Below are 24,105 nucleotides of genomic sequence, written 5' to 3' on the forward strand. Positions count from 1 at the left end.
AAAACCGCGCGCCTTGCGCCAGCAAAATCACCCTCGATCGCACTAAACGAACCGATTGCCGCCGCACCGCCCGGCGATTGTAATCAAAAAACAAATGTCGTATAACAAGCAGCTCCGAGGGGTGTCCTGTTACGGGCTGAGATGGCGCAAGCCGAACCCTTTGAACCTGATCTGGGTCATGCCAGCGAAGGGACGGTTAGGCAACAACGCTCTCACCCGTTGCCTGTTCATACCCCAGCGTGCCCGGATCTCCACTGACTCAAGGAGGTCCCATGTCCATCACTACCCTGTTCGAAAGCGGTCTTTACGGCCGGCTGCGCCACCATGCCGGCAGCCACTGGCAAGATTACGTCGATCATCCATTTCTGCAGCAGCTGGCCGCCGGCACCTTGCCTGAACGCGCTTTTCGCCGCTACCTGACCCAGGACTATCTGTTTCTGCTGCACTTCGCCCGCGCCTACGCGCTGCTGGTCAGCAAGCTGCGCACCCTGCCGGAGATGCGCGCCGCCACCGCCTCGCTCAACGGCATCGTCGCCGAACTGCCGTTGCACGTGGCCTACTGCGCCGAATGGGGGCTGAGCGAAGCGCAGATCGCCGCCCAGCCGGAAGCGTCGGAAACCATGAACTACACCCGCTACGTGCTGGATATCGGCCATGCCGGCGACGCCCTCGATCTGCTGGCCGGCCTGCTGCCCTGCGTGGCCGGCTATGCCGAAATCGGCCTGCGGCTGCTGCACGATCCCGCCACTCAGATGGAGGGCAATCCTTACGCCTCCTGGATCCGCAACTACGGCGACGAGGGCTATCTGGCCGGCGTGCGTGCCGCCATCGAACTGCTGGAAACCGTCGGCCACCAGCGCGGCGCACAAGGCCGCTTCACCGAGCTGGCGCAGATTTTCACCACCGCCACCCAGCTGGAATCGGCATTTTGGCAGATGGGGCTGAACGCCTCATGACCTCCCCGCTTCTCCCACCCGGCATCCAGGTGCGGGATCTCAGCCTGCGTTTCGGTCAGCAAATCGTCTTCGACCGGCTGAGCTTCGACATCGCCGGCGGCAGCTTCGTCGCCCTGCTCGGCGCCAGCGGCGCCGGCAAAACCAGCCTGCTGAAGATCATCGCCGGCCTGGCGCAGGCCAGTTCGGGCACGGTGACCGGCAGCGACGGTTTGCCGATCGCCGGGCGCATCGCCTACATGGGGCAAAAAGACCTGCTCTACCCGTGGCTGACCGTCGAAGAGAACGTCGCCCTCGGCTCGCGGCTGCGCGGCGAAGTGGCGGATCGGGCGTGGGTGGCGCATCTGCTCGAACGCGTAGGCCTGGCCGCGCATGGCCGCAGCCTGCCCGCCGCGCTGTCCGGCGGCATGCGCCAGCGCGCCGCCATCGCCCGCACGCTCTACGAACGCCAGCCGATCGTGCTGATGGACGAACCCTTCTCCGCATTGGACGCCATTACCCGCGCCGAGATCCAAAGCCTGGCCGCCGAGCTGCTGGCGCAAAATACCGTACTGCTGATCACCCACGATCCGATGGAGGCCTGCCGCCTGAGCCACCGGCTGCTGGTACTGTCGCCCTGGCCGCTGGGCCTCGACGATACCCACCGTATCAGCGGGCAACCGCCGCGCGCGCCGGATGACGCCGACCTGCTGAAAAGCCAGGCCGAGCTGCTGCAACAGCTGGTGAGGGCCGCGCAATGAAGATTGCCGAAGAGCGTGGCCTCACCCGCCTGCGGCGTGGGCTGACGGTGTTTGCCGGCCTGCTGCTGCTGTGGTGGCTGGCGGCGCAAAGCGGCATTCCGGCCTTTCTGCTGCCCACGCCGGGCGCGGTGGCGCAGGCGCTGTGGGACGGGCGCGGCTATCTCGCCTGGCACACGCTGGTCACGGCTTCGGAGATCGTCAGCGGGCTGGTGCTGGGCGTGCTGCTCGGCGCGGCGCTGGCGCTGTGCATGATCTTCTCGCCGCGGCTGCAGCGCTGGCTGATGCCACTGGTGCTCACCAGCCAGGCGATACCGGTGTTCGCCCTGGCGCCACTGCTGGTGCTGTGGTTCGGCTTCGGCATGAGCGCCAAGGTGGCGATGGCGGTGCTGGTGATTTTCTTCCCGGTGGTGTCGGCCTTTTTCGACGGGCTGCGCCGGGTCAACAACGACTATCTCGATCTGGCGCGCACGATGCGCGCTTCGCGCTGGGCGCAGCTGCGGCACGTGCGGCTGATGGCGGCGCTACCGGCCTTCGGCTCCGGCCTGCGCATGGCCGCCGCCGTCGCGCCGATCGGCGCCATCATCGGCGAATGGGTCGGCTCGGCCGAAGGGCTGGGCTACGTGATGCTGAACGCCAACGCGCGCATGCAGACCGACGTCTGCTTCGCCGCGCTGTTTATTTTGGTGCTGATGACCGTGCTGCTGTGGGCCGCGGTGGATGCGCTGCTGCGGCGTCTGATCGCCTGGGCGCCGGAAAACGACTGATGATTGCAACCATAACCAGGGATAAAGGAACGACCATGATCAAACAAACCGTTTGCGGACTGCTGCTGGGCGCTGCCCTCACCGGCCAGGCCGGTGCGGCCGAGAAGCTGACGCTGGTGCTCGACTGGTACATCAACCCCGATCACGCGCCAATTATGGTGGCCGAGCAGATCGGCGCCTTCAAGGCCGCAGGGTTGGACGTCAAGATCGTGCCGCCGTCCGATCCGGCGCTGCCGCCGCGGCTGGTGGCCGCCAAACAGGCCGACCTCGCCATCACCTATCAGCCGCAGCTGCATTTCTTCGCCGATCAGGGCCTGCCGCTGATGCGCGTCGGCACGCTGATCAACACGCCGTTGAATACGGTGATCGCGCTGGACAAAAACATCACGTCGCCGGCGGATCTCAAGGGCAAAACGGTGGGCTACTCGGTCAGCGGCATCGAACAGGCGACGCTGGCCACCATGGTCGAACACGAGCACCTCAAGCCGCAGGACATCAAGCTCATCAACGTCAACTTCCAGCTGACCAGCGCCCTGCTGGCGGGCCAGGTCGATGCGGTGATCGGCGGCTACCGCAACATCGAAGCGCTGGAGCTGAAGCTGCAGGGCAAAAAGCCGGTGGTGTTTAACGTCGAAGACTACGGCGTGCCGGCCTACGACGAGCTGATCATCGTCGCCAACCGCGATGCGGTGAACGAGCCGAAAATCCGCAAATTCCTCGCCGCACTGAAGCAAGGCAGCGACTACCTGCATGCACACCCGCAGGACACCTGGCTGGCGTTCGCCAAGGCGCACCCGGAGCTGAATACCGAGCTGAACAAACAGGCGTGGCAAGCCAGCCTGCCGCTGTTCGCCCGCGATCCGGCCAAGTTGGATCGCGCGCGCTACCAGGCTTACGAACAGTTCCTGTTCGACAACAAGCTGATCAAGAAAATCACCCCGGTGGAACAGTACGCGGTGGAGCTCGACTGATCACGCCGAGGCGGCCGGCGGCGCCACCGTCACCTCGCCCTGGCCGCTGCGCTGCAAGGCCACCTTCACCAGCCCGTTGGCCTTGCAGCGTTCGATAAACGCGTTCACGTAGGCGGCGCCCTGCGTTTTTTGCCGCGGCACCGCCATCGCCTGGTGGATGGCGGTGAAATGCCCGTCCAGCACCCGGTAGCCGGGATGGGCGGCCGCAGCGGCCAGCAGCGGTTGACGCACGCCGGCCGCCGCCTCCAGCCCCCGTTCGAAAAACAGCGCGATCGCCTCGGCGGAGGTTGCCGCCCGCACCAGCTGCGCCTGCTGCAGCGTGCGCGATAAAAACAGATCGTACGCCGCCCCCTGGCCGATCGCGATGCGCACCTCCGGCCGGTCGAGCTGCGCCACCTCAAAGTAAGGCGCGTCGTTCGCCACCAGGTAAGTCCCCTCGATGATCACATAGGGTTCGCTGAAGGCGATTTGCGCCGCACGCACCGGCTCGATAGCCATAAACGCCAGGTTCCAGGCGCCGCTGTCCAGGTCGGCAAACACCTTGCCCGCCGCGTCATAGGTGACCAGCTCGAGCGCCACGCCCAGCTCCTGGGCCAGCGCGGCGGCCAGCTCCACCGAAGCGCCTTGCGGTTTACCGCCGGCCCCGGCCTGTGCCAGCACCGGATTGCCGTAGTTGATCGCCGCGCGCAACACGCCTTGCGGGGCCAGATCGTCGAGTACCGCGGCGGGAATCGTCTGCATACTTCCTCCTGTGAAAGGCTGATGGGCGCACCGTCGTGGCGCTCATTAAGCGTAGAGCGAAACCTCCGACCAGCAAGCTTTCGCCGCCGAGGCCGCCGTCGGCGTGATTAACGTCACACTATTATCATAAAAATGTACAATAGCCGCCGTTCGTCGGCCGTAGCGGGAGATCGCGCGTTGTTCCGCCGCCGGCAATAGGCTATACCCTTCACTTTTCGCGCCGCGGCACGGTCGGCGGCGCAGACCAGGGCAGCAACGTTTTTTCAATCAGACAGGGTTTGGCGGATGGTTTTAGCAGTCGTTTCGTTTGTTCTCTTCTTGGCGTCGATTTTGATTTATCGCACCCGGGCCGCCGCCAACCGCTGGTGGTTCGCCATTTTGCTGACGCTGCTCGGCAGCTATCTGGTGCTGAACGTTATTCTGATCGCCAGCAACTACTTTACCGGCGACGGCATCACCGACGCGGTGATTTACACCGTCACCAGCAGCCTCAAAGGCGCGGGCATCAGCAAATACGTGCTGCCGTTCATCGGCCTGCTGGCGGCGTTGGGGCTTATCTTCGCGGTGCTGGCCCGCAGCCTGCTGCGCCGCAAAGCCAAAGGCAGCAGCGTGGCCTACAGCCTCGTCGCCGTGCTGCTGGCGCTGTTTTCGGTCGGCACCACCCCGGCATTTCAGGACATCTCGCTGCTGGTCAAGAGCCAGATCGTCGGCGATACCGCCGATTTCACCACCTACTACAAGGCGCCGAAAAAGACCGTGCAGGGCAAGCGGCCGAACCTGGTGTACATCTATGCCGAGAGCCTGGAGCGCACCTACTTCGATACCGAGCTGTTTCCCGGCCTGGCCGACGAGCTGAACGCCCTGCGCGCGGACAGCATCGATTTCAGCAACACCCAACAGCTGCCGGGCACCGGTTACACCATCGCCGGCATGGTCGCCTCACAGTGCGGCATTCCGCTGTTCGCGCCCTTCGACGGCAACGCCTCCAGCGCGGTCTCCACCTTCTACCCGGAGAACGTCTGCCTGGGCGACGTGCTGAAGGCCGCCGGCTACAGCAACTATTTCTATCAGGGCGCCGAGCTGGCGTTCGCCGGTAAAGACACCTTCCTGAAATCCCACGGCTTCGACCACGTTTACGGCTTCAAAGAGCTGCGCGAACAGGTCGCCGATCCGAGCTACAAAAACGACTGGGGCTGGTACGACGACAGCGTGCTGGACGTGGTGTACGGCAAGTTCGTCGAGCTGTCCAAACAGCGCCAACCGTTCTCGCTGTTTACCCTGACCGTCGATACCCATCACCCGGACGGCTTTATCTCCGCCGGCTGCAGCAAGAAAAGCTACGCCTGGCAGAACAAGGAAAACCGCTCGCTGAGCGCGGTGGCCTGCAGCCAGCAACACATCGCCGCGCTGATCGACAAAATCAAACGCTCGCCCTATTTCAGCAACACCGTGATCGTGGTCTCCTCCGATCATCTGGCGATGAACAACACCGCCTACGACATCCTGACCAAACAGAAGCGCCGCAACCTGTTCTTCATCATCGACGGCACCCGGCCGCAGGCGGAGCAGCGCAACGAGAAGCGCAGCACGCTGGACAACGGCGCCACGGTGCTGGACGTGATGGGCGGCGACAACTACATCGGCCTCGGCCGCAGCAGCCTGTCGGCGCCGTCGCTGTCTACGGTGTTCCTGAATATCGAAGAGAAAATTAACGGCTGGAAACCGGCGGTGATCAACCAGTGGGGCCTGCCGAACCGCATCAGCGACTACAGCGTGGACACGCGCCAACGCAGCTTCAGCTTCTCCGGCGTCACTTACAAGGTGCCGTTCATCCTGCGGGTGGGCGACAACCGCATCGAACCGATGTTCAACGTCTACCTCTCCACCCCGCTGCGCAAACAGCTGGCCGGGCTGGGCGCGGGGGAGAAATTCGTCTGGGTCGATAAATGCTACGAGATCGGCCGGGTCTGGGCGCCGCAGCTGGCGCTGAGCACCGACATCTGCGTGGCCTCCGGCACCCTGGCCTCGCCGCCGCAGATCGCGCAGGCCAGCGGCGAACGCTTCAACGGCAAGGTGAACTTCACCGGCCCGGCGACGGACAGCGTCGCCGATTACCAAAACGCCGTCGCTCGCCTGCAGGTGGACGATGCGGCGGTGAAATACCGGGCGGACGCCATCGAGTTCATGCTGCCCGGCCTGCCGGAGCAGGTGAAGGCCATTACCGGCGTTTCCGCCGTCGAGGAGTGGGGCCGCTGGTCCGACGCCAACCTGGCGCCGGCGGTCGACATCGATTACGTCGACCCGCTGCCGAAGACCTTTGATCTGGTGCTGCGCGCCCGCGCCTACGGCAACAACGTCGGCGAACCAATTTCGGTGCGCGTCGGCGACGAAGAGCGCTTCGTGTCGCTCGGCGAGCAGGACAGCACCGTCACCCTGCGCTTCGACAACCCGCGCGGCGCGCAGAAGATCAGCATTACCCCGCCGGCACCGACCGAGCCGAAAGAGAGCGCCAGCGGCGGCTTCACGCCGAAGAAGCTGGGCATCGGCCTGGTATCGCTGAAGGTCGAAGCGGCCGCTCCCGCCTCCTGATCCCCCCGCCTTCACGGGCGCGGTAATTTCTTTGCCGTGCCCGTCATTTCGACCAAGCTTTTACGCCCTGCTTCGGCTAACCTGTGACGGTGAAATGCCGCCAATCCCGCCCCAGAGCCGGGACATCGAAGGAGAAAGTATGAGCTATGCCCCACCTCGCAGCGGCCTCAGCGCCGATCAGGCACTCGATCAACTGGAAGCCCTGTATGACGCCGCGGTAGACGCGCTGCGGCAGGCGGTCAGTGACTTTATCAGCCACGGCACCCTGCCGGACCCGCAGGCGCGCACCGCCGGGCTGTTCGTGTATCCCGAGCTGCGCGTCAGCTGGGACGGGCAGCAGTCCGGCCCAAACAAAACCCGCGCCTTCGGCCGCTTTACCCATCCCGGCAGCTACAGCACCACCGTGACCCGGCCGCAGCTGTTCCGCCACTATCTGGCCGAACAGCTGGCGATGCTGGAACACGACTACGCCGCCCATATTGAAGTGGCGCCGTCGCAGCAGGAGATCCCGTTCCCTTATGTGATCGACGGGTCCAGCCTGGCGCTCGATCGCTCAATGAGCGCCGGTATCGCGCAGCATTTCCCCACCACCGAGCTGGCGCAGATCGGTGACGAGACCGCCGACGGTCTGTATCACACCACCGACAACCATTTCCCGCTGTCGCATTTCGATGCGCTGCGCGCGGATTTCTCGCTGGCGCGTCTGCGGCACTACACCGGCACCCCGGTGGAGCATTTCCAGCCGTTCGTGCTGTTCACCAACTACACCCGCTATGTGGACGAGTTCGTGCGCTGGGCCTGCGCGCAGATCGCCGATCCGGCCAGCCCGTACATCGCGCTCTCCAGCGCCGGCGGCACCTACATCACGCCGGAAACCAGCGCGCCCGAACAGGCGGTGTCCGATCTGGCGTGGAAAAACCACCAGATGCCGGCCTATCACCTGATCTCGCGCACCGGCCAGGGCATCACGCTGATCAACATCGGCGTCGGCCCGTCCAACGCCAAAACCATTTGCGATCATCTGGCGGTGCTGCGCCCGAGCGCCTGGCTGATGATCGGCCACTGCGGCGGCCTGCGCGAAAGCCAGAAGATCGGCGATTACGTGCTGGCCCACGCCTATCTGCGCGACGATCACGTACTGGATGCGGTGCTGCCGCCGGATATCCCGATCCCGAGCATCGCCGAGGTGCAGCGCGCCCTGTACGACGCCACCAAGATGGTCAGCGGCATGCCCGGTGAAGAGGTCAAACAGCGTTTGCGCACCGGCACGGTGGTCACCACCGACGATCGCAACTGGGAGCTGCGTTACTCCGCTTCGGCGCGGCGCTTCAACCTCAGCCGCGCGGTGGCGGTCGACATGGAGAGCTCCACCATCGCCGCTCAGGGTTACCGCTTCCGGGTGCCGTACGGCACGCTGCTGTGCGTCTCCGACAAACCGCTGCACGGTGAAATAAAACTGCCGGGCCAGGCCAACCGCTTCTACGAAGGGGCGATCTCCGAGCACCTGCAGATTGGCATCTGCGCCATCGATCTGCTGCGCGCCGAGGGCGATCGTCTGCACTCGCGCAAGCTGCGCACCTTCAACGAACCGCCGTTCCGGTAACGGTGCTCAGGCCCGCTGCGGCGGGCCGTTTTTTCCTCAACGCACCAGCGCCAGTGCGCGTTTTTCCTGGCTGCGGCCGCCGGCGATCGACAGCAGCAGATCTTTGACCAGCAGCGCCGGGGCGGACAGTGCCTGTTGGCCCGACATGCACAGCGCCAGCGGCACCGACATCGTCGGCGCATTGATGCGTGCCATCCAGGCCTTGGCCGGGCCGATCATCGCGCGCGCCACCGATTCCGGCAGCACGGTCGCCCCCAGCCCGCTGGCGATCGCGGCGCTCAACGCACCCGAGGATTCGATCTCCCCCACCACGTTGGCAGCCAGCTTGCGCAGCGCCATCGCCTCCTCCAGCTGGTTGCGCACCGCATCGCCCTCGCGCGGCAGGAACAGGTTCAGCCGCGCCACGTCCAGCAGCTCGACGCTGTTGCCGGGATGCGGCACCGCGCGCGTCGCCACCAGATAGAGATCTTCCCGCATCAACGCGATGGCGTGCAGCCCAGCGGGCATTTTGGCGCCGTAGACCATCGCCATGTCCAGCGTCTGGTTAGCCACCTGTCCGGTGAGCGTCGTGCCGCCGTTTTCATGCAGGCTGAGCAGGATACCCGGCTGCTGATCGCGCAGAGTCTGCAGCAACGGCAGCGCCAGCTGCGCCGCGGTGCTGCCTGACGCCAGCCCGAGCGACACCTGGCCGCTCATCGCCTGTCCGGCGCTGTTAACCGCGCTCTGCGCCTGCTCGCACTGGCGCAGAATGGTCTGCGCGTGGGCATACAGAATGTTGCCGGCCTCGGTCGGCTGCACCCCGCGCTTGGTGCGGATCAGCAGCTGTTGCTTCAGCTCTCCTTCCAGCGTCGCCAGCTGCTGGCTGAGCGCCGGCTGGGCGATGTGCAACACCTCCGCCGCCTGAGTCAGGCTGCCGATATCGACGATTTTCACGAAGTACTTCAGACGTCTGAAATTCATAGTGCCTCCAGCGAGCCGCTAAATTGAGAATGCCGAAATCCGGTCATGCAATCACAGCAAGATCCAGGCCAGAGTCGGTAAACGGCCGTGGAAGCGGGGTACAAGGCGGTAAATGGCCGTTCGCCGGGCGGCGCGCGCCACCGCGCAGGGCAACCGTTGCACCATCGGCAGGCAAATGCGCCAAACAACGGGCAACCCGGCGGCGCTGCGCGCGGGATAAGCGACAAAAGCGAGAAAAAGCAGCAGGTTGGGCAATCTTGCAGCAAACGAACGCATCGGACGTCTTCACGCTTTACAAGCCGCAACCGCCCCGCTATTATTCGCCCCGTTCAAACGATTCCTCTGTAGTTCAGTCGGTAGAACGGCGGACTGTTAATCCGTATGTCACTGGTTCGAGTCCAGTCAGAGGAGCCATATTTAGAGAAGCCCGCTCAGGGAAACCCGAGCGGGCTTTTTGCTATTCGGCACGGCGCGAGTCAGATATTTTCGGCGTTGCCGCCGTGCAAGTGGTGCCGAGTGCAGAACCCCAGGGCAAAGCAGAGAATAAAGACCAAAAAATACAGCACATCCGCCATAACCAGCACCGCATGTACGCCTAAGTGCGCCACAAATGGCCCGGTGACCACAAAGGTCAACATGGTGCCGACTGTTCCACTGGTCAGAATGAAATTCACCAGCTTGGGTGAGGAAACCCTCGTTTCGCACTGGGATATCACTCCCCGGGAGAATACCGACGCCTGCGGGCATTGTTAACTCAAGATACAAAAGCTGTCTGGAGATAGCGGGTCAAGATCACCTTCTGTATTAATGCCCAGAGCGAGGAATACGGCTTTGTTAATCACGCTGCCAGCCTGACGAACCCTCGCCACGATACAGTCAAGATAAACAATGGGATACAGTACATCAAGAGGCCTACTTTACCACTTTGTCACCTGTTCTTTAACTGCATCGGTGACTTTAGATATCAGCGTGGGAGACACGTCCGTATCGTACATTTCCTTGAACGTGGCGACGATTTCGCGGGAGGTCGTGCCTTTGGCGTAGAGGGACCAAATCTGGATGTCCATCTGCGTAATACGCGTCTGGTAACTGAGGTTCAAAGGTATTTTCACGGTCACGCGGGGTGCTCAGCTCGCTCTCGCCATCATCACTCAGCAGCGTTTTAACGAGTAGCCATTGCGGGTCTTTGAGCTTTTTGGGCGCGTTTTTCTCGTGTCCGAGGTGCTCGCTCACTTCTGCATTGAGCGCCGTTTCGACGGTAAGCTTTGTCAGCATCCGGAAAAACTGGTTTAGGTCGGCTTCGGTTTTAAGGCCTTTGGCCAGTTCAGCAGCCAGCACTTTGAGTTTATTTTCATCCATAATTTGCCTGTCTCCGTTGTGGGAATGAACATATCAAAAACAGGCAGATACACAATTTAAATTACAGTCTCTATTCGCACGGTTTTGGCCGAGAAATTCTACGGCGACTGAGTGGTATTATATTTCATCTTCTTGCTCCACGCCTATACCCTTAGGTTTTACAGAGTAAATTTATCGCATAGCACATACCCCCCCCTTTAATACTATATCCTTTGAGCATTCAAATATAGCCAATAAACGGATGAACTCGCTTTTGTCTGACGGGGTGAAAATAGCTTAAATATGAATTACCCGGTGTAGCCTCCACCGTTAAAGATGTACATAACCCTTTAACTGTCTCAAGCGTAATTTGCCATAGAAATATTGATCTCGCATTAGATATCCGAGTAATTTCCATTGATGCAACGACAAAGGGATCTTTCGATTTTTTTTGGTATGTAGACACCCAGCGATTAAGCCTTGTGTTTTTCAACTCGTCACTCAAAAGATCGTAGTCGAACGTAACATAGTATTCAGTTGGATAAGCATCCGAAAGCCCATCATACATAAACATCTGAACAATATTATATGCATAGCCATTGATCCGACTCGTTGCGTGTTTTCTCCATATTGGCATTTGCCTGCTAAGACCCCAGTCTTTTTCAATAAAACCAGCCAAATAAATAATCTTATTAGCAGACTGGAAATCAAGAATACCTTTATTGTTGGTCGTGATCCACGACTCAAGGCCATAAGGTCGTGGATAGGGGCAGCCGTTTTCCTGTAAAAATTCGTGACCTGATTCAGGGTGTAAAAGAGGTGGAATTGGTGATTGCCACATTGAGCGCCAGAGCAGCGTAGAAAAATTCAGAGGTGTCAGCTCAGCACGAGCAATGACTCTGCCAGCAACAGCACGGAGATGTTGTGCACTATATACTGCTAGAAGTTGATAACGTGGGTCAGATGTTAGCATAGCATAAATATCCATCACTACAGTCGTATAGTTACGATAATAGTACATGCTCTAAAATTACAATACCATAGTATATATTGTGTAACGTAACGACAGGTACCGATTCATGAACGCTCTGGCCTGTTTTCCGTTATCTTTGCAAAAACGGATGGCCTGTTGCCCAGGCTGGCAAAAGTTGCGATATATGGCAATACGTAGATATAATCATACAACATCAATGTGCTATGACATGGAGTGTTCACTTTGAAAAAATCAATGTTGTTCTGTTTGCCGATTATTTATTCATGCAATGTATATGCAAATGAAAACCTCTGCTCTGAAAAAACATCAGCCAACAACGCCTTTAACAATGCCATCTTGGCTCAAGAGTGGTCAGCTAAGAAAACGCCTAAAAAAATCAGCATGCGTATAACCAGCAAGGATGACTATATCTCGGCTGATTCCCAGGTAGAATTTGATGACTGCGGTACCCTGCTGCATTCACGCGCTAAAAAAACCGTCAGGTCACAAATTAACAAGAGTATTTTAGTGATCCAGTTCAGCAGCACGCTTGATAAAAACCATAACAACTGGGATTACAGCTCAACATTTAACATGTCTATGATTGAGAATGGCAATGCCCGCCATGAGCTGATGGCGCAAGAAATCAGCGGCACCGTGCTCACCGGTGACGGTGGCCGAATCGTCCGATCGGAAGAGGCATCCGACCTGCTCATCAAGCAAAAGCACCAGTCAAGCAAGGCGGTAACAACATTTTTAGCCGATGACGCCGGGAGGCTGTCCGAGGCAAAACGCGTTAGTACGCTGGGCAATGACAGTGGCAACACCGCCTATAGTTATGACGCTAAAAACCGTTTAACAAGAACACTATCAGGTACAACCACCGGAGATTTTACTTATGATAACGACGATAGAGAGTTAACCAGCAAAGAAGTGATGAAGTCCTTCACCACAGAAACGACCACGACCACCTGTAAAAGCTGGGATAAGTTTGGAAGATGCATTAATGCTCAGCAAAACATTTCAATTTTAATTAAAGACGTGAAGAAAAACCGGGATAACGTCTACAACCACGTTGCAGAAATAAAATATGACTATATTTACTAGATTGTTATCGGGGGAATAATTTCCCCCGATAACATGCGGCATAGTTCAAGACGCAGAAACTATCCCGGCGGCGGCAAACCGTTCCCTCAAAAGCTGCGTTTCGCCACCAGATAGGCGCCCGCCACCAGCAGCAAGGCGCCGAACAGCGCCGGCAGATTCTCGCGCAGCGCCGCCGGGCCGGCGCGGTAGACGTCCACCAGCAGCCCCATGCACAGCTGGCTGGCGACCAAGATCGAGATGGTGGCCGCCGCGCCCAGTTTTTGGTAGCCCAGGATGCCGGCGAACACGAACAGCGATCCCAGCAGCCCCGGTAACAGCATCCACCACCTGGCGGCGCCGGTCACTTCCGCCACCGCGCCGAGGCCGTTTTTGGCCAGCAGCAACCCCACCAGCAGCAACAAACCGACGCTGGAGTTGATCACCAGCGTGATAAGGATGGTCGAAACGCTTTCGGTAATACGCACCATCAACAGATTCTGCACCACCAGCCCCATCCCCGCCGCGATCAGCAGTAACAGCATATTCATCGCCCTGCCTCCCGGGGTCAGCGCGTCGGCGGTGCCGCCCGCTCGTCAAGCGTCAGCTGCAGGAACGTCAGATCCAGCCATTGGCCGAATTTGGCGCCCACTTGTTCCATGCGCCCCACGTCGCGGAACCCCAGCGCCAGATGCAGCTTAATCGACGCCTGATTGCCGGATTCGATGCCGGCCACCATCACATGCTTGCCGATCTCCCGCGCCCGTGCAATCAAGGCGATCAACAGCGCCTTGCCAATCCCGGCGCCGCGATGCGCCTGATGGACATACACCGAGTGCTCTACGGTATGGCGATAGCCGTCCCAGGCGCGCCAATCGCCGAACGACGCGTAGCCGATCGCCTTGTCCGCGCCGTTCACCGCCACCAGCACCGGGTAACCTGCCGCCTGCCGCTCGCCGATCCACGCCGCGCGATTGGCCGCATCCACCGTTTGTTCATTCCAGATGGCGGTGCTGTTCAACACCGCGTCGTTATAGATGGCGGCAATCGCCGCGCTATCGTTAAGCGTCGCATTTCGTATAATCATGGTTTACCCCGGCCAATTGTCCATTATAATACTACGATATGAATATTAAATTAGACAATCTAAATCAGCTGATCGGCGCACGCATTCGCATTGAGCGCGAGGCGCGCCACTGGTCGCTGTCCGATCTGGCCGAACGGGCGGGCGTCTCACGGGCGATGGTTCATAAGATCGAGCGCGGCGAGAGCAGCCCGACGGCGATGCTGTTGGGCAGGCTGGCGGGGGCGTTCGGCCTCAGCATGTCCAAGCTGATCGCCCGGGCGGAAACGCAGGAAGGCCGGCTGCTGCGCCGGGAAGATCAACCGGTCTGGGTCGATCCGGAGAGCGGCTACGTGCGGCGCCACGTGTCGCCGCGCACCGATCTGCCGCTCGATCTGGTGCGCATTGAACTACCGGCCGGCGCGGCGATCCCGATGCCGGCTTCGGTGTACGCGTTCAAACGTCAGCTGATCTGGGTTTTATCCGGCGAGCTGGTCTTTCTTGAGGGTGAGGCGCGCCATGAAATGGCCGAAGGCGACTGTCTGGAGCTCGGCCCACCGGCGGACTGCCGCTTTGAAAACCAGAGCGACCAACCGTGCGTGTATATGGTGGCGGTGCTGAGCGCCGCCTGACGGCTCGTCTGCGCTACCCCTGCGCCGGTCGGTTATAGCCGGCGCGGAAAAACTTCTCCGCCAGCCGGCTGTCGCCGCCGGAAAAGAACTCGCACATCGGCTCACTGCCAAGGCCATAGGCACGGCTCAGCTGACCGGCTTCGAACGCCGCCCGGTTCTCGTCGCCGCAGCGCTGCGCTAAATGGTGCGCATAGCCGAGCACGAAGCCGCGCTTGTAGTCGGAGCAAAAGCGCGACAGCTCCGCCTCCGGCTTCAGGTTCTCCGCCTTTAACCCCGCCAACAACCCTTTGCCAAAATGATCTCCCACGGGTTCCTCCTCATTACGCAATCGCTATATAACAAAATATACAGCGAATAAGCGAACGCGAACATACTCCCAAAGTTTTACTCGCCGCATAAAAAAGGCCCGCAAAGCGGGCCTCGGCGAGAACGCGGGCAATCACAGCGTGAAATTCAGCCCTTCGCTGACGGTCTTGCCCAGCGGCAGGCGGCCCGACGGCGCCTCTTTTTCCTGCAGGAAATCCGGCAGGCGGGCTTTGTCGCCCGGTTTGCCGATCGCCACCATGGCGTGCACCGCATAGTCGTCCGGCAGCTGCAACGCCGCTTTGATCTTGTCGTGGTGAATGCCGCTCATGCAGTGGGTCAGCCAGCCTTTCAGGTGCGCCTGATGCGCCAGGTTGGCCCAGGCGGCGCCGGTGTCGAACGCGTGGGTCGGGTTGTCCACCAGCCGCTCGCCGTTCAGGCTGGTGGTTTTGGAGACGATCACCACCAGCGCCGAGGCGTGCTGCGCCCAGCCGCGGTTGAAGTCGATCAGGAACTCCAGGTAGTTCTCCCAGCTGTCGGAGCCGTGCTTGCTGTAGGCAAAGCGCCACGGCTGAATGTTGTAGGCCGAAGGCGACCAGCGCGCCGCTTCAAAGAAGCTCAGCAGCGTTTGATCGTCGATGGCGTCGTTGGTCATCGCGCGCGGCGACCAGCGCTCGATAAATTGCGCGTCAATCGGGTAATCGGAGGTTCTTGGCTGGCTCATGATAGGTTCTCGCAGTGAAGTAAAAACAAAAGTTCGCTGATATTCCCACAGCTTAGGACGGTAAAACTTTTATTTCGTGCCATTGCCTTGCGGCAGTTCCTGCTGCAGCCAGGCGAGAAACGCCCTGACCGGCGGGTGCCGCTCGCGTCCCGGCGCGCACAACACGCTGTACGCGGCACCCGGAACGCGCACCTCCGGCCGGTACGCCACCAGCAGACCGTTGTCCACCATCTCGGACACCATCACCGAGCTGGCGAGCACCAACCCCTGCCCGGCCACCGCCGCCTGCAGGGCGTAATGTTCCTCGTGATAGCTGCGCATCGCCGCATGGCGCTGCCACCAGTCCACGCCGGCGGCCCGGCACCAGTCATGCCAACCGCTGTCGTACAGCGCAGAATCCCCCCACTTCACGGTGATCAGCACCGGATTTTCCGGTTCGGCGGCAGCCAGCCCCGGCGCGGCGTAAACGCCAAAGCTCTCCTCCAGCCGCGCCGTCTGATGCAGCGAGGGATAGTGTGCGCGACTGTAACGCACCGCCACATCCACGCTGGCGTCCTGCTGCAGATCGATCACCTCGGCGCAGGCCTCCAGGCGCACCAGATAGTGCGGGTACGCCTGGTAGAAACGCCCCAGGCGCGGCACCAACCACAGCGCCGCGAACGAGTGCGTCACCGAGACGCACAGCGAGCCGCTGCTGGGCTGCGGCCGCAGGCCTTCGAGCGTGGCGGCGATGTCCAGCAGCGCGCCGTGCACCCCGGCGAACAGCGTTTCTCCCTTCGCCGTCAGCCGCACGCCGCGCGGCACTCGCTCGAACAGCGCAAACCCCAACTGCTGCTCCAGCGCTTTAATCTGGTGCGAGATCGCCGTCGGCGTCACCGCCAGCTCGGCCGCCGCCAGCTTGAAGCTGCGCAGGCGAGCGGCGGATTCAAAGGTGCGTAATGCGTTGACGGGCAGCGTGGCGAACATGGCGAAATCCCTCTAGGTGAGTTGGATTCATCCTGGCAGAAAAGCCGTCATTTGTCGCCTGCCGTCACTTGTTTCTAAAGTAGGGTTGAATTCACTTCATACCGAGGAACATGACATGAATACAACTCATCAATCCAAACGTCTGGTTGTGCTGGTCGGCAGCCCACGCCGTGACGGCAACAGCGCCACGCTGGCGCAGGCGATCCTGGTGGGCGCCGCCGAAGCCGGCACCGTCGCCAGCCTGCATTTTCTCGATGATTACCTGAGCGGTTTTCTGAGCGATGAACGCCATACGCCGCCGCCGGGCGATCGCTACGCCGAGCTGTTCCTGGAGCACTTCCTGCCGGCCGACGGCGCGGTATTTTGCACGCCGATTTACTGGTACGGCATGTCGGCGCAAACCAAGGCCTTTTTCGATCGCTCGTTCAGCTTCTATTCCAACGCCTACCCTCAGGCGGAACAGGTGCACCAACGCATGAGCGGCAAACGCATCGGGCTGGCGGTGGCGTCGGAAGAAACTTATCCTGGCGCGGCGCTGGGCATCGTGCATCAGATCCAGGAGTTCAGCCGTTACACCCATTCCGCCTTCGTCGGGCTGGTGCACGGCGCCGGCAACCAGCGCGGCGAGATCGCCCGCGATCCGCGCAACCCGCTGCAGGCCGCCCGCGAGTTGGGGCGCGAGTTCTTCACCCGCCCCTACTCGGATTATCAGATGGACAGCCCGCGTAGCACGCAGGTTTGGACGGAATAGCCACGGCCTCAACCGCCACTGCCGATTTGCCAGATAAAGGTCGGCGTATGGCGGTTAATTTCCCAGTCACCGATATTGCGCGCCTTGTAGATCACCGGATTATGTGAAGAGAGCGTGCGCGCATTGCGCCAGTGGCGATCCAACGCCTTGCCGGTACGGGTATCTGAAGCGCCGAGCGCATTGAACAATTCACCGGCGGCGCGCTGCACCCACTCCCCGGCGATGACCTGCGCCCTGGCGGCGTCCAGTTCCGCCGTCACGTTAAGCGCCTGCAGCAGCGCTTCATCGCCGGAACGATGCGCCTCATAAGCCTGCTGCAGCGAGGAAGTCGCTTTTAGCACCGTCGCCTCAACCGCATAGGCCCAGGCGCTGATTTGCCCCACCACCTGCTGGATCTGCACGTCGTCCTTCACCCAACCGGCGTTGCCGTGGCTATAGATCCTTTTACGTTGCCTCACGCCCTCGCCGACGTCTCGCAGCACCGCGCGACCGATCCCCGCCAGCGTCGCCAGCAACACATGCTGATAGAACGCAGTTTGGTAACGGAAGCGCTCGGCAAAGGCGTAGACGTGCGCCTGCTCGACCTGCGCATCAATAAAACGCGTGGTGCCGCTGCCGGTAGTGCGTTGGCCAAATCCGTCCCAGTCGTCGTCGCGCTCTACGCCCGGCTGGGTGACGTTCACCAAAGCGATCACCGGGCCGCCGTTGTCGCTACGCTCGGCATACACGTCGATCCAATCGGCAAACAGACTGCCGGTGCTGTAAAATTTCTCGCCGTTGAGCGACCAGCCGTCGGCCTGTGGCGTTACCCGGGTATTGACCTGCCCCAGCTTCACGCCGCCGATCTCGGTCCAACCGCTGCCGACCAGCTCGCCGTCGAGAAAGCGTTCGAACCAGCGATCGCGCTCCGGGCCGTCCGGCGCGTTCAGCCGATCTTCCACGAAGGCGAAATGCGCCCGCAGCGCCTGCGGCAGGTTAGAGTCCGCCTCCGCCAGTTCGGCCAGCAGTTCGAACAGCTGCGGCAACGAAGCGCCGTCGCCGCCCTTTTCACGCGGGAGGCGCACCTTGCCGAACCCCGCCTCTTTCAGCCAACGGATCGGTTCATGCGGCAGCGTGCGCGACAGCTCTCGCTCCACCGCCCCGGCGGCGATTTCGGCGAAGATCGGCCGAAAACGCGCGGCCAGCTGTGCGTAGTCTGCTCCGGTGGATAACAGGTGTTGCGTCATGTCAGTGTCCTCTGTGGTTAAGCGCGATCGGCCAGATCGTCGATATCGTGCGCCGTCGGTTCAAAGCGAATGATCAGCAGGAAGACGATGGGGATCGCCGCCGCCAGTGAAACAATCCAAAACATGTCGGTGCCGAAGCGCGCCTGCAAAATCGGCAGAATAAACAGCGCCAGCGCGCTGCCGATACCGGACAGCGAACGGCCGAAACCGACGCCGGTGGCGCGGATCGCCGTCGGGTAAGAGAGCGCCGGATAAATCATCATCTGCGCGCCGGGGCCGAATCCTTCGGCGAACAGCCATAGGCCCAACATCAGGATCGCCAGCCCAACGCCGAACGCCGCCTGCGGATGTCCGATCAACGCCAGGGCAATCAGCGCGATAAACTGCAGCGCAAATCCGGCGATCGCCACCTGGCGCGACGGATACTTCCATGCCAGACGCATGCCGAGCAGGCCACCGGTAAAGGCGAACAGCACGTTCAGCCCGAGCGAAGCGGAGATAGTTTCAAACACCCCGGCGCCGAGAAACTGCGCCAGAATCGACGGCAGAAAGAAGGCGATGGCGGTGTATTCAAAGGAAATGCAAACGTTCATCACGCTGGCGACCAGCGTGCGCTCGCGGTACGGCTTGCGGAACAGCACGCGGAAGCTGACCTTCGGCGGCGCCGCCGGTTGGGCGGCGTCAGGTTCCGCCTCATGGGCGGCAATGCCGTATGACTCGCGCAGGATGCGCGCCGCCTCTTTCAGATCGCCCTGGTTAGCGGCCCACAGCGGCGACTCGTTCATAAACTTGCTGCGCACCATGATGATCAGCAACGCCGGCACGGCGCCGAAAATCAACGAGGCGCGCCACAACCAGTTCGCATATTCGGCCGGCAATAGAAAATAGAGCGCAAAGATGATCAGAAAACACACCGACGAAGCGGCGTACCACATCGGGCACCAGGCCGCCAGGCGCGACGCCTTGTTGGCCTTGCCGGTGAATTTGGAGAATTCGGCCAGATAGGCCATCGCCACCGGCAAATCGATGCCGACGCCGATCCCCATCAAAAAGCGCGCGCCGATCAGCACCCAGACGTTGGGCGCCAGCCCGGCGGCGATGGCGGAAACCACAAAAAACAGCATATCGGCCATAAACACCTGATAGCGGCCGTACTTGTCGGTCAACCAGCCGCCGACCAGGTTGCCGAGAATGGTCCCGACCATGATCGAAGAAGTTACCACCCCGGTCAGCAGCGGGCTGAGGCTGAATTCACGCACCACGTCATCGATGCCGTAAGACAGCGTGGTCAGGTCATAGGCATCGAGAAAAACACCGCCCAGCGCCAACAGCACGATCATGCGCGCATGGGTATTTTTCTCGCTGCGCTGGTTAATCAAACGCGCCACATCGCTGGCCGAGCCGATGGGCGCAGATAACGGCGGCGCGGTATCGATATTTAAGGTACTCATAGCTTCCTCGTTGTAATTGGCAGGTGACACCTCGTTTATAGGGTGAAAAAATTACGCCGACAAACAACAATTTCTTCTATAAATATCATTAATATCAATAAATTAAACATGGTTACAGCGTAACAAAAACGCCGGATTAACGCGCGTTAATCCGGTCTTTATCACGGTCATTTCGGGCGGGGATTATTCTGCCGAGACCGGCACCAGCACGCCTTTCACCAGCGGGTCGTCGGTGCTTTTCAGCCACGCCTGCAACCTGGGATCGGCAAACGCCCGCTGCAGCTTGCGAATATTTTCGTCCTGCAGATAGGGCGTGCCAATCACCAGCTGCGAGGCGAAGGTTTTCGGCGCCGGTGGGAACAAGATGCCCTTCTCACGCGGCACCTTGCCGGCGTCGAACTGCGACACATAGCCAATGGCCGCATCGACCGAATTCAGCGCGCGCGGCATGGTCAGCAAATCCAGCTCCTTGAAGTTAAAATGGCGTTTGTTCTCGCGAATGTCTTTCAGCCTGGCGGTGCGCGCCTCAATCGCCGGATCCAGCCCAATCAGTCCAATGCGCTGCAGCAGCCACAACGCCTGCCCCTGATTGGCGCCGTCGTTGGGCACCACGATCTCCGCGCCGTCCGGCAACTCCGCGATCGACCTATAGCGGTCGGAATAAATGCCAAACGCCCACTGAAACACCGGCAGCGTCGGGGTCAGCTTAAAACCATTGGCATCTACCACCTGCTTTAGCCACCATTGGTGCTGGTAGATCGTGGCGGCGTACTGCCCCTGCGCCACCGCACGATCGGCCTGCACCGGATCCTGCAGGCCAACCGCCTCCAGCCTGAGGCCGTAATCCGGCGCGATATGGTCGCCGACGTACTCGATCACCCGCTGCTCTCCGGCCATCGCCGGCTCAAAGTGCACTTTCAGCGTGCTGCCGAACTGCACCGTCTGCTGCTGGCCGGCGCTGAAGTGCCAAACCGCGGCGGCGACAATCGCCACCGCCGCGATACCCACCGGCCACGGCCAGCGTTTCTTCTTCACTATCTCAAAATCGTGATTAGGCATGATTAAAAGGTTTCCTGATGATGACGCAACGCGGCGACCAGGCGGTCACCAATAAACTGAATCAGTTGAATCGTGGCGATCAGCACCACAATGGTGGCGATCATGATGTGATTGTCGAAACGCTGGTAGCCGTACACCACCGCCAGATAGCCGATGCCGCCTGCGCCAATGGTGCCGGCGATGGCCGAATACTCGATCATCGAGATGACGTTCAGCGTGATGGCGGCGACGATCGCCGGCAGCGCCTCGCTGAGCTGCGCGCGGGTGACTATCTGCCAGATCGAACCGCCGGACACCAGCCCCACCGCCGTCACCTCCGGCGGCAGTTCGCGCAGCGCGTTCTCCACCAGCCGGCCAAAGAACGGAACGCCGGCGACGATCATCGGGATCACCGCCGCCGGAATGCCGATGGTGGTGCCGGTCAACCAGAAGGTGAACGGAATAATCGCCGCCATCAGCACCAGAAACGGCAGCGAACGGCCCATGTTCACTAACCAGCTCAGCGCGCGATTCAGCGCCGGACGCGGAAACAAGCCGCGCGATGAGGTGTTGAACAACACCACGCCGACGGCGCCGCCGATCGCCACCACAAACAGCATCACGATGCCGACCATCAGCCAGGTTTCGCCGTAAGCCGGCAGCATCAACCGATGGATCTCGCGCCAGGGTGTGTCCTGGCTCATCACGCTGTCAGACAGATTTTTCATACCGCCTCCTGCAAGGCCGCCGGCTGTTCCAGCACCTCGGCGAGAATGCCCAACCGCCGCAGCTCGCCCTGCAGTTCAGCGACCGAACGCGAACCGCCGCCAAAACGCACCGCAATCTCTAACCGCCCAGCCAGGCTGCCGCCCACCACTTCAACGTGGCCGCCCAGCAGATCGATCTGCAGGTCGAGTTGGCGGCTGATGCGGCTGATCCAGTCGATGGCCGCCGGCTGACGGGCGGAATAGGTCACCTGCAGCCGCAACGCGGCGTCGGACGCCAGCGTCTTCAGCGGGAACAGCTGGCGGCCCAGCGAGGAATCGGGCGCCGCCAACAGCTCGCGCACCGGCCCTTGCTGCACAATCACGCCGTCGCGGATCTCGGCCACCGCGTCGGCGGCGTCGCGCACCGCATCCATCTCGTGGGTGATCAGGATGATCGACAGGCCATACCGATCGCGCAGCTGTTTAAGCAGGCTGAGAATGGCCCCGGTGGCGTCCGGATCCAGCCCGGAGGTGGCCTCATCCGCCAGCAGCACCGACGGATTCAGCGCCAGCGCGCGGGCGATGCCGACCCTTTGGCGCTGGCCGCCGGACAGCTGAGCCGGGTAAAACGCCGCCTTGTCCGCCAACCCCACCGCTGCCAGCAGGCTCTTTACCCGCTTGTCGATATCGCGCGGCACCACGCCCAGATAGGTCAACGGCAGCGCCACATTCTGCCAGGCGGTTTTACGCTGCAGCAGCGCGGAAGACTGGAACACCGTGCCTATCGCCCGCCGCTCCCTGCGCAGCGCCTCGCCCGCAAGCCGCGACAAGTCCTGGCCGTTCACCCGGATACTGCCGCTGCTCGGCCGCTCCAGCAGGCTGATGCATTTCGCCAGCGTCGATTTGCCCGCCCCGCTGGGGCCGACCACGGCGGTAATCGATCCGGCCGGCACCTGCAGCGAAACGCCCTTCAGCACCTCAATCCGTCGCCCGTCCGGCGCGCGGTAAGCCTTGTGCAATCCTTCAATCTCTATCATCGCATCCTCACTTGACGCTCAGTGCATCGGCCAAGAGCGCGCCGGCCGGCCAGCGGTAGCCCACCGCCGGGTGCGGCTCTGCCAGGCGCGGCCCCTGATTGAACAATTTTTCTCGCAGAGTGCCCGCTGTGTAGTCGCGCTTGTACACTCCGCGTTTTTGCAGCTCGGGGATAAGCAGTTCCACCACGTCGGTGAAGGTTTCATGGGTAACGGCGTAGGCCAAATTGAAACCGTCAACATCCGTTTCCTCCACCCACGCCTGCAGTTCGTCGGCCACGGTTTGCGGGCCGCCCACCAACAGCGGGCCGAAACCGCCGATGCCGACCCATTCGGCGATGCCCTGTACGGTCCATTCACGGCTGGGATCGGCGCTGGAGAAAGTTTCCACCGCCGACTGAATGGCATTGGTGTGCAGATGCTTCAGCACCTGATCCGGCTGATACTGACCGAAATCGATGCCGGTCCAGCCGGACACCAGCGCCAGCGCGCCTTCGTAGCTGGTATAGGATTTGTATTCCCGCCATTTTTCCTGCGCCTGCCGGTCAGTTTCACCGACGATCACCGTCTGCAGGTTGAAGATCAGGATGCTGCGCGGGTCGCGCCCGGCCTCGGCGGCGCGGCGGCGGATATCGGCCACGTTTTTTTTCAGCAAGGTTTTCGAAGGAGAGGCGACAAACACGCATTCGGCGTGCTCCGCGGCAAATTGCTTGCCACGGCTGGAAGCGCCGGCCTGATACAACACTGGCGTGCGCTGCGGCGAAGGCTCGCTCAGGTGAATGCCCGGCACCTGGAAGAACTCGCCTTTGTGGTTGATCGGATGAATTTTCGCCGGATCGCTGAAGATGCGCCGCTGACGATCGCGCAAAATCGCGCCGTCTTCCCAACTGCCCTCCAGCAGCTTGTAAACCACCTGTAGGTATTCATCGGCGTAGTCGTAGCGCGCATCGTGATCGGTCTGCGCCCGGTGGCCAATATTGCGCGCGCCGCTCTCCAGGTAAGAAGTGACGATATTCCAACCGATACGCCCCTTGGTCAGGTGATCAAGCGTCGACAATCTGCGGGCGAAAGGATAAGGGTGCTCAAATGACAGCGAGGCGGTCAACCCGAAGCCGAGATGTTCGGTAACCAGCGCCATCGGCGTCACCAGCGCCAGCGGATCGTTAACCGGCACCTGCGTCGCCTGGCGGATCGCCGCGTCGCCGCTGCCGTTAAGCACGTCGTAAATCCCCAGCACGTCGGCGATAAACAATCCATCGAACTTGCCGCGTTCCAGCAGGCGCGCCAGATCGGTCCAATATTCGAGATCCTTATACTGCCAGGAACGGTCGCGCGGGTGCGCCCACAGCCCCGGCGACTGATGGCCGACGCAGTTCATATCAAAAGCGTTAAGACGAATTTCACGTTGCGATGACATAGCGAGCTCCACAATTATCTGCCGGCCACGGGCGGAGCCGGGCCGGATGGGGGGTCTTAGGGTGTTAAAAACGGGAAT

Annotated in this window: 24 protein-coding genes, 1 tRNA gene, 2 pseudogenes and 1 riboswitch; of the genes and pseudogenes, 10 read left to right on the top strand and 17 right to left on the bottom strand. The window is 61.1% G+C overall.

Translation table 11 applies throughout. From position 1 onward, the window contains the following. The first annotated feature begins 107 nt into the window (after positions 1–107). A riboswitch (TPP riboswitch) is annotated at positions 108–210 on the top strand. Between the two features lie 62 nt (positions 211–272). The 4 genes from QMZ29_RS17645 to QMZ29_RS17660 are packed head-to-tail and all read left to right on the top strand — an operon-like array spanning position 273 to position 3,428. Continuing rightward, positions 273–956, top strand: a complete 684-nt coding sequence (locus tag QMZ29_RS17645) for a TenA family protein (RefSeq protein WP_147823974.1) — start codon at positions 273–275, stop codon at positions 954–956. Further along, complete coding sequence (locus QMZ29_RS17650) at positions 953–1,693, top strand: ABC transporter ATP-binding protein (protein ID WP_025303401.1); 741 nt, start codon at positions 953–955, stop codon at positions 1,691–1,693. Before QMZ29_RS17645 ends, QMZ29_RS17650 begins: the two co-directional genes overlap by 4 nt. Beyond that, positions 1,690–2,457: an ABC transporter permease gene (locus QMZ29_RS17655; protein WP_043140003.1), complete on the top strand. Its 768-nt coding sequence runs from the start codon at positions 1,690–1,692 to the stop codon at positions 2,455–2,457. The genes QMZ29_RS17650 and QMZ29_RS17655 overlap by 4 nt, the downstream gene beginning before the upstream one ends. Positions 2,458–2,492: 35 nt before the next feature. After that, complete coding sequence (locus tag QMZ29_RS17660; RefSeq protein ID WP_261427134.1) at positions 2,493–3,428, top strand: ABC transporter substrate-binding protein; 936 nt, start codon at positions 2,493–2,495, stop codon at positions 3,426–3,428. Here QMZ29_RS17660 and QMZ29_RS17665 read toward each other — a convergent pair whose 3' ends face one another. After that, positions 3,429–4,169, bottom strand: coding sequence for a transporter substrate-binding domain-containing protein (locus tag QMZ29_RS17665; RefSeq protein ID WP_261427132.1), 741 nt, complete (start codon positions 4,167–4,169; stop codon positions 3,429–3,431). 285 nt (positions 4,170–4,454) lie between these two features. Here QMZ29_RS17665 and opgB point away from each other — a divergent pair, with 285 nt between their 5' ends. Further along, positions 4,455–6,758: a phosphatidylglycerol--membrane-oligosaccharide glycerophosphotransferase gene (gene opgB, locus QMZ29_RS17670; protein ID WP_049205537.1), complete on the top strand. Its 2,304-nt coding sequence runs from the start codon at positions 4,455–4,457 to the stop codon at positions 6,756–6,758. Positions 6,759–6,897: 139 nt separating this feature from the next. Further along, positions 6,898–8,361 (top strand): AMP nucleosidase, encoded by a 1,464-nt coding sequence (locus QMZ29_RS17675; protein ID WP_060433496.1) that lies wholly within the window; start codon positions 6,898–6,900, stop codon positions 8,359–8,361. 36 nt (positions 8,362–8,397) lie between these two features. Here QMZ29_RS17675 and nac read toward each other — a convergent pair whose 3' ends face one another. Together nac and QMZ29_RS17685 are read right to left on the bottom strand one after the other, a co-directional pair. Beyond that, positions 8,398–9,321 carry a nitrogen assimilation transcriptional regulator NAC gene (gene nac / locus QMZ29_RS17680; RefSeq protein WP_043139985.1) on the bottom strand — a complete coding sequence of 308 codons (924 nt, stop codon included), beginning with the start codon at positions 9,319–9,321 and terminating at the stop codon, positions 8,398–8,400. A gap of 51 nt (positions 9,322–9,372) precedes the next feature. Then, entirely contained in the window at positions 9,373–9,597 is a 225-nt protein-coding gene (locus QMZ29_RS17685; protein WP_145957800.1) for a hypothetical protein, read from the bottom strand. 62 nt (positions 9,598–9,659) lie between these two features. Between QMZ29_RS17685 and QMZ29_RS17690 the strand changes: the two genes are divergently transcribed. After that, positions 9,660–9,735: transfer RNA gene (locus QMZ29_RS17690), tRNA-Asn, on the top strand. Between the two features lie 62 nt (positions 9,736–9,797). On the opposite strand, the pseudogene QMZ29_RS17695 reads toward QMZ29_RS17690, so the two are convergent. From QMZ29_RS17695 to QMZ29_RS17705, 3 genes and pseudogenes are all read right to left on the bottom strand, one after another. Continuing rightward, positions 9,798–10,019: pseudogene (locus tag QMZ29_RS17695) on the bottom strand (MFS transporter TsgA); the annotation flags it as partial. 51 nt (positions 10,020–10,070) lie between these two features. Next, positions 10,071–10,680, bottom strand: a pseudogene (locus QMZ29_RS17700) (transposase). 220 nt (positions 10,681–10,900) lie between these two features. Then, positions 10,901–11,632 (bottom strand): hypothetical protein, encoded by a 732-nt coding sequence (locus QMZ29_RS17705; RefSeq protein ID WP_141998452.1) that lies wholly within the window; start codon positions 11,630–11,632, stop codon positions 10,901–10,903. A gap of 243 nt (positions 11,633–11,875) precedes the next feature. Between QMZ29_RS17705 and QMZ29_RS17710 the strand changes: the two genes are divergently transcribed. After that, a complete protein-coding gene (locus QMZ29_RS17710) occupies positions 11,876–12,739 on the top strand; it encodes a hypothetical protein (RefSeq protein WP_261427128.1) in 864 nt (287 codons plus the stop codon). 86 nt (positions 12,740–12,825) lie between these two features. On the opposite strand, the gene QMZ29_RS17715 is transcribed toward QMZ29_RS17710, so the two are convergent. Further along, entirely contained in the window at positions 12,826–13,266 is a 441-nt protein-coding gene (locus tag QMZ29_RS17715) for a DMT family transporter (protein ID WP_043143187.1), read from the bottom strand. 17 nt (positions 13,267–13,283) lie between these two features. Further along, positions 13,284–13,802 (bottom strand): GNAT family N-acetyltransferase, encoded by a 519-nt coding sequence (locus QMZ29_RS17720; protein ID WP_148123570.1) that lies wholly within the window; start codon positions 13,800–13,802, stop codon positions 13,284–13,286. Positions 13,803–13,840: 38 nt separating this feature from the next. Between QMZ29_RS17720 and QMZ29_RS17725 the strand changes: the two genes are divergently transcribed. Next, positions 13,841–14,410, top strand: a complete 570-nt coding sequence (locus tag QMZ29_RS17725) for a helix-turn-helix domain-containing protein (protein ID WP_025303413.1) — start codon at positions 13,841–13,843, stop codon at positions 14,408–14,410. Between the two features lie 13 nt (positions 14,411–14,423). Here QMZ29_RS17725 and QMZ29_RS17730 read toward each other — a convergent pair whose 3' ends face one another. The 3 genes from QMZ29_RS17730 to QMZ29_RS17740 form a co-directional block, all read right to left on the bottom strand. Further along, positions 14,424–14,717 (bottom strand): DUF2623 family protein, encoded by a 294-nt coding sequence (locus QMZ29_RS17730; protein ID WP_049207145.1) that lies wholly within the window; start codon positions 14,715–14,717, stop codon positions 14,424–14,426. Between the two features lie 132 nt (positions 14,718–14,849). Then, complete coding sequence (locus QMZ29_RS17735) at positions 14,850–15,437, bottom strand: nitroreductase family protein (protein ID WP_043143183.1); 588 nt, start codon at positions 15,435–15,437, stop codon at positions 14,850–14,852. Positions 15,438–15,506: 69 nt separating this feature from the next. Beyond that, positions 15,507–16,403 carry a LysR substrate-binding domain-containing protein gene (locus tag QMZ29_RS17740; protein WP_043143182.1) on the bottom strand — a complete coding sequence of 299 codons (897 nt, stop codon included), beginning with the start codon at positions 16,401–16,403 and terminating at the stop codon, positions 15,507–15,509. Between the two features lie 115 nt (positions 16,404–16,518). Between QMZ29_RS17740 and QMZ29_RS17745 the strand changes: the two genes are divergently transcribed. Next, positions 16,519–17,154: a flavodoxin family protein gene (locus QMZ29_RS17745; RefSeq protein WP_049203554.1), complete on the top strand. Its 636-nt coding sequence runs from the start codon at positions 16,519–16,521 to the stop codon at positions 17,152–17,154. Between the two features lie 8 nt (positions 17,155–17,162). Here QMZ29_RS17745 and QMZ29_RS17750 read toward each other — a convergent pair whose 3' ends face one another. The 6 genes from QMZ29_RS17750 to QMZ29_RS17775 form a co-directional block, all read right to left on the bottom strand. After that, positions 17,163–18,380, bottom strand: coding sequence for an acyl-CoA dehydrogenase family protein (locus QMZ29_RS17750; RefSeq protein WP_049203556.1), 1,218 nt, complete (start codon positions 18,378–18,380; stop codon positions 17,163–17,165). Between the two features lie 17 nt (positions 18,381–18,397). Next, a complete protein-coding gene (locus QMZ29_RS17755) occupies positions 18,398–19,831 on the bottom strand; it encodes an MFS transporter (RefSeq protein ID WP_043143179.1) in 1,434 nt (477 codons plus the stop codon). Positions 19,832–20,014: 183 nt separating this feature from the next. Next, entirely contained in the window at positions 20,015–20,890 is an 876-nt protein-coding gene (locus tag QMZ29_RS17760; RefSeq protein WP_049295938.1) for a MetQ/NlpA family ABC transporter substrate-binding protein, read from the bottom strand. A gap of 2 nt (positions 20,891–20,892) precedes the next feature. Beyond that, positions 20,893–21,597: a methionine ABC transporter permease gene (locus tag QMZ29_RS17765; protein WP_373275265.1), complete on the bottom strand. Its 705-nt coding sequence runs from the start codon at positions 21,595–21,597 to the stop codon at positions 20,893–20,895. Beyond that, complete coding sequence (locus tag QMZ29_RS17770) at positions 21,594–22,613, bottom strand: methionine ABC transporter ATP-binding protein (RefSeq protein ID WP_147823981.1); 1,020 nt, start codon at positions 22,611–22,613, stop codon at positions 21,594–21,596. Before QMZ29_RS17770 ends, QMZ29_RS17765 begins: the two co-directional genes overlap by 4 nt. Positions 22,614–22,620: 7 nt before the next feature. Next, a complete protein-coding gene (locus QMZ29_RS17775; protein WP_261427119.1) occupies positions 22,621–24,027 on the bottom strand; it encodes an LLM class flavin-dependent oxidoreductase in 1,407 nt (468 codons plus the stop codon). Positions 24,028–24,105: the final 78 nt, after the last annotated feature.

The organism is Serratia sp. PF-27, assembly GCF_030053255.1.
In the GTDB taxonomy this organism is placed as follows: Bacteria; Pseudomonadota; Gammaproteobacteria; order Enterobacterales; family Enterobacteriaceae; genus Serratia; species Serratia bockelmannii.